General features: G+C 39.8%; 11 protein-coding genes. 4 read left to right on the plus strand and 7 right to left on the minus strand.

Translation table 11 applies throughout. The annotated features are described in order from the left end of the window. Window position 1: 1 nt before the first annotated feature. From FW757_RS11610 to FW757_RS11635, 6 genes are all read right to left on the minus strand, one after another. The gene (locus FW757_RS11610; protein WP_446441237.1) at window positions 2-946 is read right to left on the minus strand and encodes a DUF6805 domain-containing protein; all 945 of its coding nucleotides are present in this window, start codon (window positions 944-946) and stop codon (window positions 2-4) included. After that, window positions 916-2,451 (minus strand): beta-L-arabinofuranosidase domain-containing protein, encoded by a 1,536-nt coding sequence (locus tag FW757_RS11615; RefSeq protein WP_446441238.1) that lies wholly within the window; start codon window positions 2,449-2,451, stop codon window positions 916-918. Before FW757_RS11615 ends, FW757_RS11610 begins: the two co-directional genes overlap by 31 nt. A gap of 22 nt (window positions 2,452-2,473) precedes the next feature. Further along, entirely contained in the window at window positions 2,474-3,418 is a 945-nt protein-coding gene (locus tag FW757_RS11620; protein ID WP_182717790.1) for a glycoside hydrolase family 43 protein, read from the minus strand. Window positions 3,419-3,432: 14 nt separating this feature from the next. Further along, window positions 3,433-4,770: an MFS transporter gene (locus tag FW757_RS11625; protein ID WP_149980054.1), complete on the minus strand. Its 1,338-nt coding sequence runs from the start codon at window positions 4,768-4,770 to the stop codon at window positions 3,433-3,435. Between the two features lie 300 nt (window positions 4,771-5,070). Further along, entirely contained in the window at window positions 5,071-7,902 is a 2,832-nt protein-coding gene (locus tag FW757_RS11630; RefSeq protein WP_182717789.1) for a TonB-dependent receptor, read from the minus strand. A 512-nt stretch (window positions 7,903-8,414) separates the two neighbouring features. Further along, complete coding sequence (locus tag FW757_RS11635) at window positions 8,415-11,249, minus strand: TonB-dependent receptor (protein ID WP_182761409.1); 2,835 nt, start codon at window positions 11,247-11,249, stop codon at window positions 8,415-8,417. Between the two features lie 548 nt (window positions 11,250-11,797). Here FW757_RS11635 and FW757_RS11640 point away from each other — a divergent pair. The 4 genes from FW757_RS11640 (at window position 11,798) to FW757_RS11655 (ending at window position 19,380) form a co-directional block, all read left to right on the plus strand. After that, window positions 11,798-12,760: a glycoside hydrolase family 43 protein gene (locus FW757_RS11640; protein WP_182761410.1), complete on the plus strand. Its 963-nt coding sequence runs from the start codon at window positions 11,798-11,800 to the stop codon at window positions 12,758-12,760. A gap of 526 nt (window positions 12,761-13,286) precedes the next feature. After that, on the plus strand, window positions 13,287-16,715 hold the full coding sequence (locus FW757_RS11645; protein WP_182761411.1) for a LamG-like jellyroll fold domain-containing protein: 3,429 nt from the start codon (window positions 13,287-13,289) through the stop codon (window positions 16,713-16,715). A gap of 229 nt (window positions 16,716-16,944) precedes the next feature. Beyond that, complete coding sequence (locus tag FW757_RS11650; protein WP_446441239.1) at window positions 16,945-18,846, plus strand: carboxylesterase/lipase family protein; 1,902 nt, start codon at window positions 16,945-16,947, stop codon at window positions 18,844-18,846. A gap of 114 nt (window positions 18,847-18,960) precedes the next feature. Continuing rightward, window positions 18,961-19,380, plus strand: a complete 420-nt coding sequence (locus tag FW757_RS11655; protein WP_259397091.1) for a hypothetical protein — start codon at window positions 18,961-18,963, stop codon at window positions 19,378-19,380. A 289-nt stretch (window positions 19,381-19,669) separates the two neighbouring features. Here the strand turns inward: FW757_RS11655 and FW757_RS11660 are convergent, their stop codons facing one another. Next, window positions 19,670-20,437: a substrate-binding periplasmic protein gene (locus FW757_RS11660; RefSeq protein ID WP_182717785.1), complete on the minus strand. Its 768-nt coding sequence runs from the start codon at window positions 20,435-20,437 to the stop codon at window positions 19,670-19,672. Window positions 20,438-20,842: the final 405 nt, after the last annotated feature.

Genomic DNA, 20,842 nt, shown 5'->3' on the forward strand with positions numbered 1-20,842 from the left:
ACTAGTTATTATTGATTAAACGAATACCGTAAATACCACCAGCAACCGATCCTTTTATTGCACTAAAGCGCAGTGTTAATGAGCTAGCTTTTTTCATTTCATCAGTTAATGGATAATCAATACTGTAAAATTCTGCACCGGTTTGCTTAGCAGGTAAGCTAACTTTTGCCAGCACCTTACCATTAATTGTGATAGTAAACTTACGTCCAACATCTGCAGTAAAGTAACGGATACGCAGTGCAACTGCCTGCTGCTCTGAGTTAGTTAGCTTATATTCAAACCAACCTGTTGCATCACGCCAATGATGGCCGTTATTAACACCTGCACGGGTATTTTCACCTTTAAAGTCATGCTCAACTTCAGGCTGTTGCTCGCCCGGTGTAATTTGGTCAACGGTCAATAATCGTAATTGCTCTTTTGCTTGTTCAGCCGCTTTTGAATCTTTAACAAATTGAGTAAATTCGGCTTCACTTTGCTGCGGCCAGTAAACTTGATAGCGACTATCATGAAGCCTAAAAAACGGAATTAACTGAGTTGTTTGTGTGCTCCCTATCCCCTGCTGAGCAATGGCGACATTTTTATCTGTGGTAAATGCAAGTTCTGCGCTAGGGGCTCGCTTTAAATCAGCAATAAACTGCTCGGGTTCACTGAGCATGATAGGCAGTGCTTCGGGTGGACAGGTAGGCCCTGCTGCAATATGACCCATGCGACTGTTATCAGCAACAAAGTTTAAATGCTCATTTTTAAACGCTTGTACTTTGGTTGCCATTACCACAGGACCATACAATACCGCATAGTAATCTTGGTCATCAGGCAACTGCTCTGTGTACAGTTTTGGCGCTAAAGAAAAAGTTAATTTATCGCCATCATGCCAGTCATGTTTTATTGCGTAATACCCCTGCTCTGCAGTGGCATTTATTGCTTTGCCATTAAGCTTAAACTGCAATTCATCAGTAACCCAACTTGGTTTACGAATATGCAGCTGCGCTGATGAGTTATGTTTTTATCTAATGTGTTAATCACTAAGGTTATATTATTAGCATCCGGAAAATGGCTTTGTTGAGTTACTTTTAAGTCCTGTTGCTGCCAATCAAGCGTACTTGGAATAAATAGATTTACCCATAAGTTATCGTCATTTTTACTGTAGATCAGCTCACCGTATTTACTATGATTTTCGATACCCGAACCGACACAACACCACATTGAATCTTGTACCGATGAATACATACGATAGTGCCCAGGACGCATTGGCGTAAAGTACACAAGCCCACCGTGCTCAGGATGTTGTGACGATAAAATATGGTTATAGGTTGCGCGCTCGTAGTATTCTAAATAGCGAGTGTCCGCGGTTTTCAGAAACAGCAGCTTGCTGAGTTTCATCATGTTGTACGTGTTACAGGTTTCAGGGCCTTCAACGTCTTCAACCATCGCGGTAAAATCTTTTTTGTCGTGAAAATGCTCACGCACACTGTTACCACCAATGGCCACTGAGCGCTCTTTAGTCACTGTTTGCCAAAAATAATCTGCGCCTTGTTGCCACGCTTTATCATCAGTGGCCTCAGCGACCTTCAACATACCAATAATTTTTGGAATTTGGGTATTAGCATGTAAGCCAGTTAGCTTATCTTGTTTTTTTAACAGCGGATCGACAATGCTATTTTGAGTAAACTGTTGCGCTAATTTGAGATAACGCTTATCGCCACTGATCGTCGCCATATCGGCAAATACCGCATTTAAACCGCCATATTCTGAATACAGCATCTGTTGAATCTGCTGCTCGCTTAACTTAGAGGTTAAGTTTAAAAACCATTCGCCTAAATCAAACAGCATGGTTTTTGCTTGTTCACTGCCTGCAATCAAGTAAGCATCACGCAAGCCATGGAAAATTTTGTCTATGTTATAAAGCGGCACCCAACGATCATTTAAACTAAATAAATCGGCTTTAATATTGCCATCATGGATTTGTTGCCACATCGCTTGACCATTTGGTATGCCTCCTAAATAACCGTCATTAACCTGTTGTGCGCGTTGTAGCTCATTTAACATGTAATCTAAACGGCGCTTTAGTTCTTCATCGCCAGTTGCAGCCCACGCAAGGCTTAACGCCGATAAATAATGACCGCAAATGTGACCATCAAGCCCCGAGTCTTCCCAATTACCATAAGATGACTCTTTGGGCTCGATACCAGCTTCACGTAAGTAAGGGGCTAATAATTGATCTGGGTGCAATGCCAATAAATAACGAACGTTAGTTTGCTGGGCATGTAAAAATGGGCTTGCACTTAAGCTAACTTGCTCAAGTGCAAAAAGTTGTTGTGGTGTGCGCTGTGTATGATGCGTATTAACAGTTTTATCATCTGCATTAGGGTGTTCGCTGCAAGCCGATAACAACATTACCGCAAGAGAAAAACTAATAACGTGTGGTAATTTTTTTACTGCTAAAACAAACATACACAGAGTCCTTTTGTTATTTTTATTGTTCGCCAGGCTTACCAAAAACAGGCATACCGTTATCATCCCAATTTAGTGATTTTGTGAAGGTATGACGATCTGGGTTCCACAGTGGATCACCTTCAATTTCAGTATATTGACGACAGTGATAAACCAGCACGTCGTTACCATTTTCATCTTGCGTAAAACTGTTATGCCCGGGGCCAAACATCGACTTAGGCTCGTTACTACGAAATACCGGCTCTTGCACTTTAGTCCAGCTATTTATATCTAATAAATCACTATCTAGGTCCGCATATAGCAAGCCCATAGCATAGTTTTCATCGGTGGCACTGGCTGAATACGTTAAGAATATTTTACCGTTACGTTTAAGTACGTTAGGGCCTTCATTCACCCAAAAACCAATTATTTCCCAATCAAGTTCAGGGATGGTTAAACGGGTGATTTCGCCAGTGATCTCTGTTGGTGATGACATTTTTGCCAAGTACAGATTTGAGTTACCTTTTACACCCGGTTCTTTTTGTGCCCAGCAATAATAAAGCTCATCATTATGATAAAAAGTCGTGGCATCTAAACAAAAAGTATCCCATGGGGTTTCAATTTGACCGCAAAACTGCCACTCGCCCTCAATCGGATCCGCATCTTTACAGCTAATTGCATACATACGATGCTGAAATAAATCGTGCTTAATTTCACTACTCGGTGCTGCGGCAAAATAAACATACCAAGCGCCATCATTAAAATGGATCTCAGGAGCCCAAATAAGCTCAGAATATGGACCTGTTTGTGGCTTCATCCAGACCATTTTTGGCGTTGCAGTTGCAAGCCCTTCTAGGGTTTTTGCACGGCGCAGTTCAATGCCATCATAGGCAGGCACTGACGCGGTAAAGTAATAATAACCATCTGTGTGCTTATGAATATATGGATCAGCACGTTGTGGGATCAAAGGTTTAGGTAAAGTTGACATAAATGCTCCTAAAATTATTCTGGTAACCGCTGGTTTTTAACCATATCGGTATAATAGTTATCGGTAATTTTGTATTTAAATAGCACAAAGCCCAAAATGGCATGAAACACACCAGGAATAATGGTCAGCATTAATGCTAATCCAGTCATGGTAAATTGACTTTGTTCAATATTTGGCTGGTAATCAAAAAAAGCTAACAGTAAACCACCGGCAAGACCCGCTAAACCACCACCGGCTTTTTGGCAAAATGAAATCCCGCCAAATGACAAACCTGATGCCCTAACACCGTCTTTAATTTCGCCATAGTCAACCGCTTCTGCAATCGCGGACCAAAACACCGGTGCATGCAAATCAACCACGAAAGATAAAATGATATACAACACAAAGGCCAACCAGATGTCACCAGGTTGCACTGCAAAAAACATTATCAGCGAAATAAACAACACTGCGATTTGTGACCATCTAAATAGTTTTAACTTACAATAACGTTGGGTGATCCACGTACTTGCCACCATAGATACTATTGATGCTGCGATACCTGCACTGGTAAAAGTACCCGCCAGATCAGGAGCACCTAAATAGTACTTAGCGTAGTACATAGCCACACTGCCACGAATTGCATAACCTAAAGTACCAAGCACACATGCGGCGCATAGCAGCAACCATTGATCGTTTTTAATCAGCACTTTAAATTGGGTCAGTATGCTTTCGGTTTGTGGTTCATGAGTAATACGTTCACGAGTAGTAAAAAAGCAAAACAGAAACAATGCTACACCACAGGTAGACACTAAAATCATTGCCAGTTTATAACCATGAGCGATATCGCCACCGCCCCACATTGATGCCAGTAAAGGTACAGAAAATACAATAATAACATTGGCTATTTTGGCAAAAAACATCCGATAACCATTCGCTGATAAACGTTCTTTAGGATCTGCGGTTAATACGCCAATGTACGAAATATAAGGAATTGCTACACCGGTAAACATCAAGGTGGCAAATAAATAAGTAAGGTAAGCCCACACCAACTTCATATTGTAATCAAAATCTGGAGTGGTAAATAGCAGGACGATTGAAATACCATATGGCACAGATAAAAATAAGAACCAATGGCGGAACTGCCCCCAGCGAGTTTTTACTTTATCGGTAATCACGCCCATTAATGGGTCAGTAAACGCATCAACAAAACGTGCAACTAAAAATAAAATACCCATATCAACAGGGTCGAGGCCATAAATGTCGGTGTAGAAAAACGACATAAAATAAAATAATGCAGCAACCATAACGTTTACTGCCATATCACCGGCACCAAAACCGACTTTTTCTACCACTGATAACTTTTGATTTTCCATACAACTACCTGATTTTTAAAATATGTAGTACCTTAATACGCCATATTTAAAATAATAAAGGTCACCTATTCTTTGTTTTATCACACTGGTGACCATTGTATTGCTTATTATTGTAAATTTAATGATAACTTCATTGATAGTATTATCATACTAATAGGATCGCAACTCTTTTCGACGAATCATAATTTTGGAAGCTCAACTATCTCAGAGCGAATAAATACAAGTTAAATCAATTCAATGGGTTGATAAGTAAAAACCCCGACCAAAGTCGAGGTTTTGTACTTTAAAGATTATATAAACTTAGAAAGAATAACGGGCACCAATTGCAAAAGTGCGTGAATATATACCGTTACCAAAGTTATAGATGTTTTCGTTGCCTTCACCATAATAACTTTGATACACATCGTCGAGTATATTTGTAGCATCAAAAGTCACCACAAAATCATCTGTTACATCATAGCTAAATTGGAAATCTAAACTTTGTTCTGAACGGTTCCAAAATTGCAATGGATTAGCAAAAATAGCCGCTTCGTTACCGGTATAGAACTCTGAACGCCATACATACGATAAGCGCATATCGAACGAATCTCGCTCATAAATACCCACCACACTATATGATTGATCAGATACACCAGCCATACTTGAATCTACATAACCGCTAATGGTTCCATCGTTGTTATACTCAGGTAGCTTTTGAGATGAATCTAGTGCGGTAAAACTTGCTTGCAGACCAAGCCCATTTAGCATTTCAGGCAAGTTATCCGGGAAATATACTAAACCAAGTTCCAAACCAGATAATTCGCCTTCACTTGCATTAACAGGGGCACTAAGCGCGTAAGGAATAATGTCACCATTCTTATCAGGTCGCATCACAACTTTTCGCCCTGGGACTATTCGGCTATCTATTTCTCGTAAAAAATAAGTTGCGTAAAGTGAACTTGAATCGGCAAAATACCACTCTAAAGAGATATCATAATTTGTCGACTCTTCAGGTTGTAATTGCGGGTTCCCTCCTGTGCCCGTCCCATTCTTAGTTCCCTCTGTAAGAGGATCCGTAAAATACTGCAAGGCATTTAAATCTGCAAAATTAGGCATACGTAAGGTATTAGTGTAAGCAAAACGACCTATCACATCATCGGTTATATTCCAGTTTAGAACTAAGCTTGGCAGTAATTTACTGACGTCTGCGCTCGCAGAGCTGGAATCAAAAATATTAGTATTTGTTCCAGTTTCTGCTGTGAAGTCCATATCCTGCTCATATTTGACATAACGCACCCCAAATTCCCCACTTATATTTTCAGTTATGAAAAAATTAGTGGTTGTATATAATGCATACGAGTTTTCTTCAATATCTAAGCTTTTATAAACATTTTCGGCTTCTAGACCATACACGTTGCGTACTGCACCAGCGTTATCAAGCATGTAACCACCATCAGCGGTAACGAAGTTACTGAATGTATCTGCCCTGCCATCGAAGTAATCATCCACATGGAATACAATACCGGATCCATCACCAGTAGCGCCTGCTGCGGCCAATTGTTGAATTAAACTTTCAACACTAGTATTACCAATCCCACCTTCATTTGTTCGAGTGAACTCTTCAGCTGTGCGTTTTTCGTAGCGACCGCCAAATTTCACTTTATCAATGAATCGACCACCAAAAAGATATTCAGCGTCAAAAGTAAATGTCGTAGAATCCCCGCGATTACCACCGCCGTTATCATACACCGTACCCGCATTCCAATTTTGTATTGCAGCCATATCAGCTTCATTTACTGCGGTGTTAGGATCATCCCAAAATGCAATCCCAGGAACTCCGTCATTATCATTAAAATCAACATTTAACCCTTTGGCTACACGGTCAAAGCGCATTGCAAAAAAATCAGTTTCAAATTCACTTTCTTGATAAACAACTTCAGTGTTAATTGTTAAATATTCACTAGCTTGCCACTGTGCACCTAGTGCATATAAGTAACTATCTGTTTTACCATATGAGAAATCACCACTTTGGAAACCACCTGCATTAATCGCTTGTTTTTCTTTAACTACATTAGTGCCATCGAAAATAGTTGGTGTTTCAATATTGCCATTGCCGTTTTCAAACGTGTTTGAAAACCACATCGCATTTTGTGACTCGTTTTCATACCCGGTGTAAAAACCTTCGGCGGTTATTTCTAAAGTATCAACCGGTGCCCACTGCAACGAGATAGAAGCTGCTGGACGTTTACGTAAACCAGTAAATGACGTACCAAAGATAGCATCACGTGCTATTAAATACTCTGTCGGCTCACCTTCAACGTTTAGTTTAGACCCTGGAGTATTAGGTAAACCGTTCTCTTGACCAATCTGCCAAACCTTGTTTCCTTGCGAGTCATATTCAGGAATACGTGAATAAGGAGAGTACATTGCTTGCGGATTATTAGTAAAAAATGGAAACGCTGCACCTGCAGTTATCGTATCATCACGATAATTGGTTTCAGAGTACGACACATTAAACAGTGCACCAAACTCACCAGCGCCGTCAATTTCCCAACGATTACTTAGCAGTGCACTAATATTTGGGTCAACTTTATCTGGTTGATCGGAGTAAATACCACGTGCAGCTAAAACAACTTTTTGGCCATCAAAGTTAAACGGGCGATTTGTTTTAATGTCGATTGAACCCGCAATACCTCGCTCGACTTGATCTGCTGATCGCGTTTTATAAACTGTTACGCCAGATAGTAAGCTCGCCGGAATATCTTGCAGTGCAACATCGCGCCCTGCACCGGTAAAAATATCTCGACCATTGACCGTAGTATGAACATCCGTTAGACCACGAATAGACACAGTACTCACTTCACCAGCACCACGGCCTGTGGTTTGTACACCAGTAACCCTTTGTAGTGCTTCAACTACATTGTTATCTGGGAACTTGCCAATATCTTCTGCAATAATAGAGTCGACAATTTGTGTACTAAAGCGTTTTTCAGCCAGTGCCTTATTTAAGCTACCACGAATACCAGAAACCTGAATAATTTCAATGTCGTCTTTCTCAGCATTTACCGATGCATTATCTTCTTGCTGCGCATATGCAAACTGACATGAAACAGCCATGATTATTGCACTAGCTATGTGTGTTTTTTTGAACATGAGTGGTGTTCTCCATTTGTTTTCCCCAGAAGGCTATTACCCTCTGCTTCCCCTTATTTACAAACTTGTTGTCAGAGCCTGTATTAAGGTTGCCTTTTATTATGTTAATTATTTGCTGCCTGACATTGATAATATTGTATGATTAATTAACAGTCAACTGATAAAAATAAATAAATGTTAAATAAAAATCAAAAAAACAAATCTTGGTAACAAGGCCATAAAAAACAATTGGTTGCTGAAATATAATCTTACGGGAAAGATAGAAGTATCAAAAAGTGAAATATAACTCATCCTAAATCAAATAATTATTATACTACAAATTAACAACTCACTTGAAAGGGTATGCCAATGCTCCATAGCTATAACATATATTAAGATCGGTAATTCCAAGTACGGGGAAACAAAAAAGACGAAACAATTAGCTTTACAAGCAATGGGAATAATTTTCTGTATAATATGAATAAGCATAAAAAACCCCGAGGTTATCGGGGCTTTTTATACTCTAATTTACATTAGAATGAATACCGTGCACCTAAAGCAAATGTACGAGAAAAAATACTACTTCCCGCATTAAATAGATTTTCGTTACCTTCTCCATAATAAGTTTGATACTTATCATCTAACAAGTTAGTAGCATCAAATGTAACCGTTAACTCTTCGCTTACATCATAACTAACCTGAAAATCTAAACTTTGCTCTGGCCGATTCCATATTTGTAATGGATTCGCAAAAGTAGCATCCGTTGTTCCGCTATAAAACGCTGAGCGCCATAAGTATGACAAACGCATATCAAATGACTCTCGCTCGTAAATACCAACGACACTAACTGATTCATCAGAAACGCCTGTCATACTTGTTTCAGTATAACCAGTAATATTACCTAGCGAATCAAAGTCAGGAGTGTCCTGCGAAGAGTCTAAGTTAGTGTAACTTGCCTGCATACCTAAGCCATCAAGAACGGCTGGCAGATTTTCTGGGAAATAGACTAATCCTAACTCGAGACCAGATAATTCACCATCTGACGCATTACCAGGAAAGCTAACAACGTATGGACGAGTTTCACCATCATCGCCTTCGCGTACAACATTTCTACGTGATGAAATGACTAACCCATCAATTTCACGCTTAAAGTAAGACGCGTATAAAGAACTTGTATCAGCAAAATACCACTCTAGCGATAGGTCATAATTTTTTGACTCAGTAGCTTGTAAATTAGGATTACCAGTACTACCGGTACCATATTCTTGCGCTTTAGTAATTGGATCTTCGTAACGTGCCACAGAGCTTAAATCAGCGTAATTAGGCATTCTTAGTGTTTCTGTATACGCAACACGCCCGACAATATCTTCTGTAATATTCCAGTTTAGAGATAAACTTGGTAGCAATTTATTGATACTTTCTGATTCAACGGTTTGGTCATACTGAGCAGGATTCTTAGATAATAGTGATTGAAACTTCATATCTTGATTATATTTCACATAACGAGCACCAACCTCACCGCTAATATTTTCAAAGAGATAAAAATTCATTGTGCTATATAAAGCATAAGAATCTTCTTCAATATCAAACGTTTTATACTTATCTTCTTTGTTAAACCCATAGACAGAGCGAACAGCATCTACATTATCAAGTAAGTAACCACCATCTGCTGCGATAAAGTTATTGAAAACGTTAGCTCGGCCATCAAAGTAATCATCAACCTGATAGATAAGCCCAGATCCGTCATCGCTTACACCTGCTTCAACTAACTGGCTCATGAAATTAGTTAGCGATGTTGGTTGATATTTATTCTGAGTACGGGTGAATGCTTCTGCAGTACGTTTTTCGTAGCGCCCACCAAAAGAAACTTTATCAATATATGTGCCACCAAATAAATATTCTGCGTCAAACGTAAACGCAATTGAGTCACCACTGTTGCCATCACCATTGTCATATAGATCAGCAGCATTCCAGTTTGCAACAGCGCTCATATCAGCTTCATTTACAGGTGTATTAGGATCGTCTTCGTATACGACTGCGGGTACACCCCCACCATTATTATAATCAACGTTTAGAGTAGGAAAAGTTGCGCGATTAAAGCGCATTGCTAAAAAGTCGCTTTCATAATCACTTTTTTGATATACCAGTTCACTATTAATGGTCAGATAATCTGATGCTTGCCACTTCGCACCCAATGCGTATAAATACGTGTCTGTTTTTTGAGAAGTAGCATCACCACTTACAAAACCATCTGCGCCGAGGGTTTGTCTTTGCTTTATGACATTTGTGTCATCGTAAGTAACCGGTGTTTCAATGCCGACGTTATCATTGTAACTAAACGCATGCCATAATGAATTTTGTGACTCATTACGATAGCCAGTATAAAAACCTTCAGCCGTTAACTCTAATGTATCATTAGGTGCCCATTGAAATGAGGCTGTTATTGCTGGGCGCTTACGTTCACCGCTAAAAGAGTTACCAAAAACAGCGTCACGGCCAAGTAAATACTCTGCTGACTGGCCATTTATATCAAGCGCTGAACCTGGTGTTGTTGGTAGGCCATTTTCTAAGCTCTGCCAAACAGAGGTTTCGTTACCCGGTGCTCCTAACGTTCTAGGAATTGGAGAATAAGGTCTAAAACCAGTAGCTGGTTGGTTTGTGAAATAGGGTAATGCAGCCCCTGCAGCTAATGTATCATCGCGGTAGTGCGTTTTAGAATAGGAAACATTGACCAGTGCACCAAACTCACCCGCACCATCCAAATCCCAACGATTACTTAATAACATACTTAAATTAGGGTCAACTTTGTCAGGTTGGTCTGAATAAATACCGCGTGCTGCTAGTACTACTTTTTTACCATCAAAGTTAAATGGACGCTGAGTTTTAATATCAATCGAGCCAGCTATACCACGCTCAACTTGCTTTGCCGATCGCGTTTTATATACGGTAACACCAGAGAGTAAGCTAGCAGGAATATCTTGCAGCGACACATCACGACCTGAGCCGGTAAAAACATCACGGCCATTTACAGTAGTATGAACATCGCTTAGACCACGAATTGATACACTGCTGACTTCACCGCCCCCACGGCCGGTAGTTTGTACACCTGAAACTCGCTGTAGTGCTTCAACGACATTATTGTCAGGAAATTTACCAATGTCTTCGGCAACAATCGCATCAACAATTTGTACGCTAGCGCGTTTTTCATCTAACGCTTTGTTTAAGCTACCGCGAATGCCTGATACTTGAATAACTTCGATATCATCAGTGCTATCTGGCGGTGTATTTGTTACTTCATCCTGTGCATAAGACAGTTGGCATGAAAATGCCAAAACTATTGCACTGGCTATGTGTGTTTTTTTAAACATTAGCGGTGTTCTCCAAATTATAGTTATATCGGAACTCTGAACTATCCAATTAAGTTACCGAAGAGTGACCACTGCATTGCCCATTGTATGTTGTCAAAACAGTATACGAGATATCTACATTTACTATGTATATAGATTTACACTCGGACTTTAATCATATTGTATGACTATTTAAGGGTCAACTCAAAAAACAACAAATTCAAATAACCTGTAAAGAGTAGTTAACACCCACTCCATTGAAATAGTTGATTTATTAGCTTGTTTCATCTAGCCACCTAACAATTAAAAAAGTAAGGCTATGAAATTCAAAAGCTTAAAGTCGACAATGCGAATAACAATCACATTAATACTGTGTAAAAATATAAATGCATTGCAACTATATATTTACCTCGGTTATGCTGATGTCATCACAATAAAAATACAATAATACAATTAATGGTGTTTTTTATTGTACTTTTACTAATTTTTAGTACTCACAGCTGCCATGAATTAACTAAAACTACACATAAGCGCAGACACTTTGGCTTACACCATCTATAAGGATACATATGAAAAATAAATTAACAGCCCTTGCGTTACCATTACTCTTATCGAGCGGTATGGTTGCAGCACAAAACCCATTATTTACCGACGTGTTCACCGCAGATCCTGCGGCATTAGTTCATAAGGACACAGTTTATCTTTATACCGGTCATGATGTTGCCCCAAATAATGATATTTTCTTTGAGATGCATGACTGGCTTGCTTTTTCATCAACCGATATGGTGAATTGGAAAAAGCATGGCCCAATAATGAAAGCCACTGACTTTAAATGGGCTAAGGGCGATGCATGGGCAGCGCATATGATTGAACGTGATGGCACCTTTTATTTCTTCACCACTGTTCGCCATGATGAAACTAAACCTGGTTTTGCAATTGGTGTCGCAACGTCGAAATCTCCTACCGGACCATTTAAAGACGCTATAGGTCATGCATTGGTTACTAATGATATGACCACCCAAACACCGAATGATTGGGATGATATCGATCCGGCCATCTACGTAGAAGAAAATGGTGATGCTTATCTATTTTTTGGTAACCTTGTACCTAAATACGTGAAGCTCAGCGATGACTTACTAAGTTTAGACGGTGAAATAAAAACCATCGATTTACCAAACTTTACCGAAGCGCTATGGGTACATAAGAAAGATGAATACTATTACGTGTCTTATGCCTGTGAATTCCCAGAAAAAATCTGCTACGCAATGAGTAAAAGTATCCATGGCCCTTGGCAGTATAAGAGGATTCTGAATGAGATTGCTGGTAACAGCGAGACTAATCATCAGTCAATTATCGAGTTTAAAGGTAAAAGTTACTTTATTTACCATACAGGTGCAGTACCACCAAAAGATGGCAAGCCAAGTGGCGGACGTTTTCGTCGCTCAGTTGCGATTGAACCACTTATCTACAATGATGATGGTACCTTACAGCGTATCATCATGACCACTGAAGGGTTGAGTAAAGACAAATAACTCAGTCAACGAATGGGCTCTCACTGCAGAGCCCCTATCACTGTGGTTTAAAAAATTGTTCGCTGGTGAATAAATCTACTTACAAAGACGATTTTCAACGCTAACTGCGTTGAGTTAACTTGCAATAGGTAAGTGCCTGACGCGTAAACTCACCTAGTGAACCCTGATAACTTTCTAGGTAGACACTTTATTAACCTTTATAATTTTAAATCAAAGCATTCGTAAATACCTTTACCTGAGATCTGGTTAACCCCCTCTATTTTCGCGTAATACTTACATTACTTGCTGTAAATAAGCGAAAAATCGTCGCAAATCATTGCTTGATGATAATTGAAACACAGCTGTAAGCATTGTAAATAAAGCACTTTTTATTTACATAACAATTACTTTTGCAAAAGTATTTGCACATTTGAAATAGTACTATAAAATTACAATACTACGTAGTTGCTATTTTACGTTAGGTGCACAGCAATTTTATTGACAACATTAAATAACAAAAATCCCAGTTATAAGAGGACATTAAAAAATGAAACTAACCAGATTAGCGATGGTGATCAGCTGCGCTTTAGCTGTTACAGGATGCGGTTCAGACAGCAATTCAGCGCCCGAAGGCGTATTAGCGGCACAACCTACTGCAACCGCAAAGCCAACTGTAAGTAGCAGTGTACAATTTAACAACAATGGCAATGTAACAGTGACTAATGTTGCCGTGCATGATCCGTCGGTTTTAAAAGTCGATGATACTTATTATATTTTTGGCTCACATTTAGCTGCCGCTAAATCGACCGATTTAATGAACTGGGAAATGATTTCAAGTTTATCAGCAAACAGTGCTGTAAATGAAAGCCCGTTGTTTGATTTTAATTACACAACCGAAATTGCAGAGGGTATTGAATGGACTGATGGCTTTACCGGTAACTGGGCTGCTGATGTAATTAAAGCACCCAACGGCAAGTTTTGGTTTTACTACAATCATTGCGCTCAAGATAATCCAGATACACCTAACACTGTTGATGAAGTATGCTTTAATCGCTCTTATTTAGGTCTTGCAGAAGCAGACTCTATTGAAGGTCCATACAAAAATAAAGGCATTTTTTTACGCAGCGGCTACCGTACTGATGATGAATTTGCTAAGTATCCATTAGATAATGGGCAAACAACATGGGCTGGCGCTGTAGATCCCAATGCCATTGACCCCGCCGCTTTTTATGATAAAGATGGCAATTTATGGATGGTGTACGGTTCATACTCTGGCGGGATATTTGTACTTGCTATAGATGAAACAACAGGCATGCCTGAAGCAGGACAAGGCTATGGAACTAAACTAGTCGGTGGTGACTTCCGTGCTATGGAAGGTGCATTTACTATGTATAGCCCTGAAAGTGATTACTACTATCTTTTTTACTCAGTTGCAGGATTTGCTGCTAATGATGGTTATAATGTACGTGTTGCACGTTCAAAGAACCCACAAGGTCCTTATTTAGATAATGCGGGCAACGATATTGCCTCTGCAGGCGGCCTTGAAATAGGTGAAAAACTATTAGGTGGTTTTGAATATACCCAAGAGCTCGGAGAAACAGCACCAGCTTGGGGTTATCAATCACCGGGTCATAACTCAGCGTATTATGATCAGGCATCGGGCAAACATTTATTTGTCACTCACACTCGCTTCCCATTAAGCTCTACTGAATTTCCAGAAAGTGCTGAAGCACACCAAGTACGAACCCATGAAATGTTCATTAACCAACTTGGTTGGCCTGTACTTTCACCACAACGCTATGTTCCACTCAATGGTGAGAATGTACTATCGATGGACGAAATCCAAGGTTATTACAAATTCATAAACCATGGTACAACCGTTAATACCAGTGCTATTCGTTCAACTCACATTGCACTTAATGCTGATAACTCAGTAACAGGCAGCGATCCTGGTACTTGGTATCCTAGCGATGATTCTAATACCAATATTAAACTAGTATTAGAATCTGGCACTTACTTTGCCGTCGCTAAATGGCAATGGGATGATGCCAATAAAGCACTTGTACCAACGCTGTCGGGAGTATCAAGTGAAGGAGCAACGGTTTGGGCAACTAAAGTTGACGATATTACGGCAACAAGCGATATCCTTGCCACTGTTGCTCAAGCGTTGGATATTAAAACTGAGTTAAGTATTGCAGATGAAGGTTACTCATTACCAACTCTTGGTAAAGATGGCGCACAAATCAGCTGGCAAAGTAGTGATGAATATTACATAGGTAGCGACGGTGCAGTATTTATTCCAACCCCAGACCGTGGTAATAAATCAGTGACGCTCACAGCCAATATTGAGCTAAACGGCCAAACCACGAGTAAAACATTTACAGTTAATTTAACCGCACGTCCTGAGTTTAAAAATGCGATAGCACATTATTCATTTGAAAATGCGCTCACAGATAGCTTAGGAAATTTACCAAGTGCCACAACTACTGATAATAATTTGTTAAACACCGGCGCAGGTAATCAAGCGTATGCTGCTGGGCAAACAGGCCAAGCATTTAGTTTTGATGGTGCAACAGGTGTCAGATTACCTGATAGCTTTATTCAATCAAGTGCATACACTGTTTCTTATTGGTTGAAACCAACGGTTTTAACTGATTTTTCACCATCATTCTTCGCCACTACGACTGTTGATAGATGGATGAGCTTGATCCCTGGTAACACTCATTTTACAACCACACCAATGCTATGGAGCAAATATTTAGATGATGCGGGTGTTGAACAGTGGAACCAAATCATTTCTGCAACCCCGGCAACGCTTACTTGGTCGCATGTTGCAATCACTTATGCCAACGGCGAAGCTAAACTTTACCGTGATGGGGTTTTAGCAGGATCAATGCCACGCGCTGATTTTTTTAGTAATGCAACGGGTAACTTTGCACTTGGCGTAAACTATGGCTGGGATTTACCATTCCAAGGCGAGATTGATGAATTAATAGTATATGACTATGCCCTTGGTAACTTAGACATCAATGCAGCTGCTATCAATAACTTAACTGATCCAACAAAATTCGCTGGTTTTGTAAAAGATGCATTAGATTTAGGTGATGTATCAGCAGTGCGTGATAACCTCACTCTACCGCGTGTTGGTCCATTTGTATCCGGTATCAGTTGGACATCAAATAATGAAGAATACCTAAAACCTGTTAATGGCACAGCTATCGTTAATCAACCAAGTGCGTTGGCAGGCGATCAAATCGTCACCTTAACTGCAACGATTAACTATAAAGGCTTCACTGACACTAAAACCTTCGATGTTACCGTTAAATCACTTGCCCCTGCGCAATATAGCTTTGAAGGTGATTTAGCTGAGCTTGAAGGCGTTTACGGTAAAGGTAACGCAACCGGTAACCGGATAGATAACCAAGGCGGTGCTGTCACTTTCACTGACGGTATTATCGGTCAAGCTGTACATCTAGATGGTAATGTTGGAGTGAGATTACCTGATAACTTAATTACAACGAATGACTATTCAATTTCACTGTGGTTAAAACCAGATGTATTTACCAGTTACACGACTGCATTTTTTGCCGGTGCAAATTCGTCAACGTGGTTAAGCCTTGTCCCATCAATGGATGGTACTGATAAAACTCGACTTTGGGCAACTACGGGCGCATTTTTCGATAACGGTGAGCTTGATACTCGTATACCTAAAGACAAATGGACTCACTTAGCCATGACTGTCGATGGTAGCAATGGTGATACACTAAAAATGTACGTAAATGGTGAATTAAAACTTGAAGCTGCAGGTTTTCCACGTGTATTCACTGTTGCAGGCGAGACCAATGAATTTGCGTTAGGCGTAAACTATTGGGATACGCCTTATGCTGGTGCAATTGATGAGTTAAAAGTATTCAGCGGTGCAATTGATGCTGATGCAATTAAAGCACTCTTTGATGCAGCAACTGCACAAGAATAAACTATTTTGGGCGAGCTGCCTTGCCCAATAGTTTGTTGTCGTGAAAAGCCAGACGAGAGTCTGGCTTTTTTATTTATCAATTATTTCAAAAAATCACTTATCTTCTACCGTACCATTTGTACTATAATAACAACTTAGTAAGGGCTATGTACCGTATTCTTATGTTCTTATACCCTGTTTTTACTTTGCCAAAATGACAGCATTTAAAGTTATTGCTAACGGCGGCTGAATGGACACCTTATTTCCTTTAGAGCATATGCTGTCTGAGATTAATTCATATGGTTACTTAGTGATAGCACTGGGCAAAAGGCAAAACAGCCTTGATGACAAATTCTTAAATAAGGCCAGAAATAGCATGCTCCCTCACGTCATTGATTGGATTAGAGCACAATTTGCGAATCTGCTCAGTGAATTTTACCAAAGCGCAAATCTGAAAAAAATCGCTATTGCAGGTCAATTCTGGGATGGCGCGCAACTTTTTGCTACAGCAAACTATAAGCTTGATTGGCAATTAAAAGATAAGCAAAGCAATTTTAAAGGAATGATTATGAACGTATCAAAACTTAAACGGCTTTTATGGGCCACATTTTTTGCTACAGCAGCAGCCAGCGCAAACGCAGAACCATTAACCCAAGTCAGCGTGGCACAGGGCAAACTTGAAGGCACGGCCCAGCAAAACTTAGCCGTATTTAAAGGCGTGCCCTTTGCTAAACCACCGGTTGGAGAGTTGCGCTGGAAAGCCCCTCAACCTGCCGAAAAATGGCAAGGTGTGCTTAAAGCACAAGCGTATGCCCCTGCCCCAATTCAAGCAGACGATCCCGTATCTGGGAGCAGTGAAGATAGTTTATATCTGAATATTTGGACGCCCGCGCAATCAAATAATGAAAAGCTCCCGGTGCTCGTTTGGATCTACGGTGGTGGCTTTAGCTTTGGCAGTTCATCAGATCCTATTTTTGATGGTAGCGAACTTGCCAATAAAGGCGTGATAGTAGTGTCTATTGCTTATCGCGTTGGTCAATTAGGTTTTTTAGCCCATCCTGAACTTAATAAGGAAAGCCCAGTTGGCGTATCAGGTAATTATGGGTTGCTCGACCAACTAGCCGCCTTAAAGTGGCTTAAACAAAACATTAGTGAGTTTGGTGGTGATGCAAATAATCTTACCATTGCGGGTGAATCTGCGGGCGGCATTTCGGTTAGCATGCTTGCCGCCTCACCGTTAGCTAAAGGGTTATTTAACAAAGTTATCTCGCAAAGTGGTGGTTCATTTGGTCCTACTCGCATTAAGAACTACCCCGGTGAAAACATGTCAACCTTACAACAGGCTCAAACAGAAGGTTTCGACTATGTAAAACAGTTTGGCACAAGCTCCATTGCACAACTGCGAAAAATGAGCGCAAAAACTTTTATACCAAAAGGCTGGTCACTTCCCGGTGGTTGGCCCATTGTTGACGGCTATGTGATAAAAGACGACCAATATAAGCTCTATCAGCAAGGCAAGTTTAATGATGTACCTGCTTTAATTGGTTATAACTCGGATGAAGGCGTCAGCTTTGTGTGGGACCCTGATGTTAATAATTTTGTTGATGGAGTAAAGACTCGCTTCGGTCAATTTGCGCCAAGTTTACTTGAGGCTTACCCTGCTGCAAAAAACAGCATCCCTCGCAGCGCCCGTAATCTGGTGCGTGATGCTGCCTTTGGTTGGCATACTTGGAGCTGGGCTAAGTTACAAACTGAACATGGAAGAGCCCCTGTTTATTTATATTACTTTGATCACCATCCTGAGCGTAAACTTGGCGGCAAAGATGAAGATCATGGCTCTGGCCACGGTCATGAAATAGCCTATATGTTTAAAAACCTTAATAAAGCAGATCCGAATGTAACTAAAAATGATTTAAAAATGTCAGATATAATGGCAAACTACTGGACTAACTTTGCCAAAAATAGCAATCCAAATGACGATGCATTACCAAATTGGCCTGCTTTTAATAATGACAAACCCAGCACTATGTATTTTCAACAGCAAGCGAAAGTCGGCCCAGTGCCCGACAAACAAGCGCTAGAAACACTTGATCAGTATTTTAAATGGCGCCGCACACCAGCCGGTGAAAAATGGGCTAACCAAGTTCGTTAGTGTGCAGCTATCCAAATAAAAGCCAAATCAATATTTGGCTTTTATTTACATGCCTCCCCTTTAGTAACGCCTCTTTCAGCCGATAAGTATGATTAAATCACATTATAAAGAGCCATGATGCAGATACATAAACCACTGGGACAGCCAATTGCGTCACCATCAGAGTCTACGGTAAAAAGTAACGATACTACTGGCTATCGTTTATCAGAAAAAGAGTTAGACAATATATCAGGCCGGGAAACTAAAGAGAAAGCAGAAAAAGAGGCCAATTCAGATATGCCCGATCACATCGCTAAAATGATCGAACAGCTGAAAAAAATCAAAGAACAGATTGAACAACAAAAAGAGCAACTCGAAAAGTTAAAAGCGCTAGATAACCAGCAAGATGAAGCTGTTAAAGCACAAGTCGAAGCGCAAACTAATATGATTGTATCAATGCAAGCTCAAATGGGTTCGTTAGTTCAAACCATCGCTGAAGCGATGAAAGAAGCTGGTATTACCGACACAGGTGCACTTGTCAGTGCCATGGTGTGATCAACTGAAATCGCGATTAGTTGTTACTATTGTAGTACTGCTCATATTCTATTATTAGCAATCGTGTTTTTAGCTATACTTAAATAAGCGCAATATCAACAATTAGGCATAATTATGAGTTATAAAAACTGGCCAATCGCTAGGCAGATTGGTGCACTCGTATTTCCTTGCTACAGCAATTTTTACTGACAAAAGTAAATCGGCCATTAAAATGCCTTCTGCTACCAGGCGCAATAAGCTTTGCAATTTAATCACCAAAATAATTAGTGATTGTTTAATCGATAGATTTTTAGTTAAAGGAACCGCTTTTTATTTGTAGATACTTTTCGATAGTTTTATCTTTCTTATCTGATGCAAGCACTTCATCTAAAGATTTCTGAATTTTTGTTATCATTTCATCTGATGTTTTTTTATTAGCTATCATGTAATAGCCACCTTCGTTCGACAGTAAATAGGCTTTTTCAATTGCTGACTGATCATAGCCCAGCGTTTTCATTTGATAGGCTAAATCTAATGGATCTCCAGGGATCAGATCTGTCCTTTTTTTAAATAAAGCTTTTAATATTTGTTCTGAATTAACAGTAACATAGTAGTCTATATTTTCTTGAAAGTGATTACGCTTAAGGAATTGCTCAACTGAACCGCCCATCAGCACACTAGTTTTATATTGTTTGATATCTGCGATTTTGTTGATCTGTATATCAGATCGGGAATTTAATTTATACAGATATACCTCTCTGGTGTGCAAAGGGCCAATCCATTTATACATATTTTCGAGCTCAGGAATGCGGGCTACTGTAAAAAGCAAAGTGTTAGGAGTTTGTTGGACAGTGTATAAAGCGCGTTTAAAAGGATAAACTAACAGTTTGTATTTGATGTTCGCTTTTTGCAGCGCGGCTTCTACTAACTCTGTGCTAATACCAACTAGCTTACCACCTTTGTTAAAATTATAAGGTGGCCAGTCGTTCAACAAAATTGTAAGTTCAGGCTCTGGATCCTGAGCATTTGCATTTATATTTGACAATAAACTCAATAATAAAATCATTCTTAATATCATGAGGCTTCCTATTCCTGTGCCTGCTTCTATCTATAAAAAGCGCTATTTTTTAAGTTTATTTTATAATTATCTTTGGCTTTACCTTACATATTAGCAGCCTACGCTAACATTACACTTGGTTCACTGTATCTTACAATTATGGACAATCAAATTGTACCTTTGCTGCGTCACCTTACACTAATTAAATTAGCGACAACAGCTTAAAATACAACCACCTTTTATATTGAGCGAATCGCTTAACTTTGGCAGTTTGTTAAAAAATACTAAATGTACAGGCCGCGAGTGCACTTTATTAATGATGGCAATAACACGACTATTCAAATGTAAGTTCATAAAATTAAAACGCACGCTACATACACATAAAAAAGCCACTATCGAAACAGTGGCTTGGTGAGAGTCGAACGC

This window comes from Pseudoalteromonas sp. 1181_04 (genome assembly GCF_052850545.1).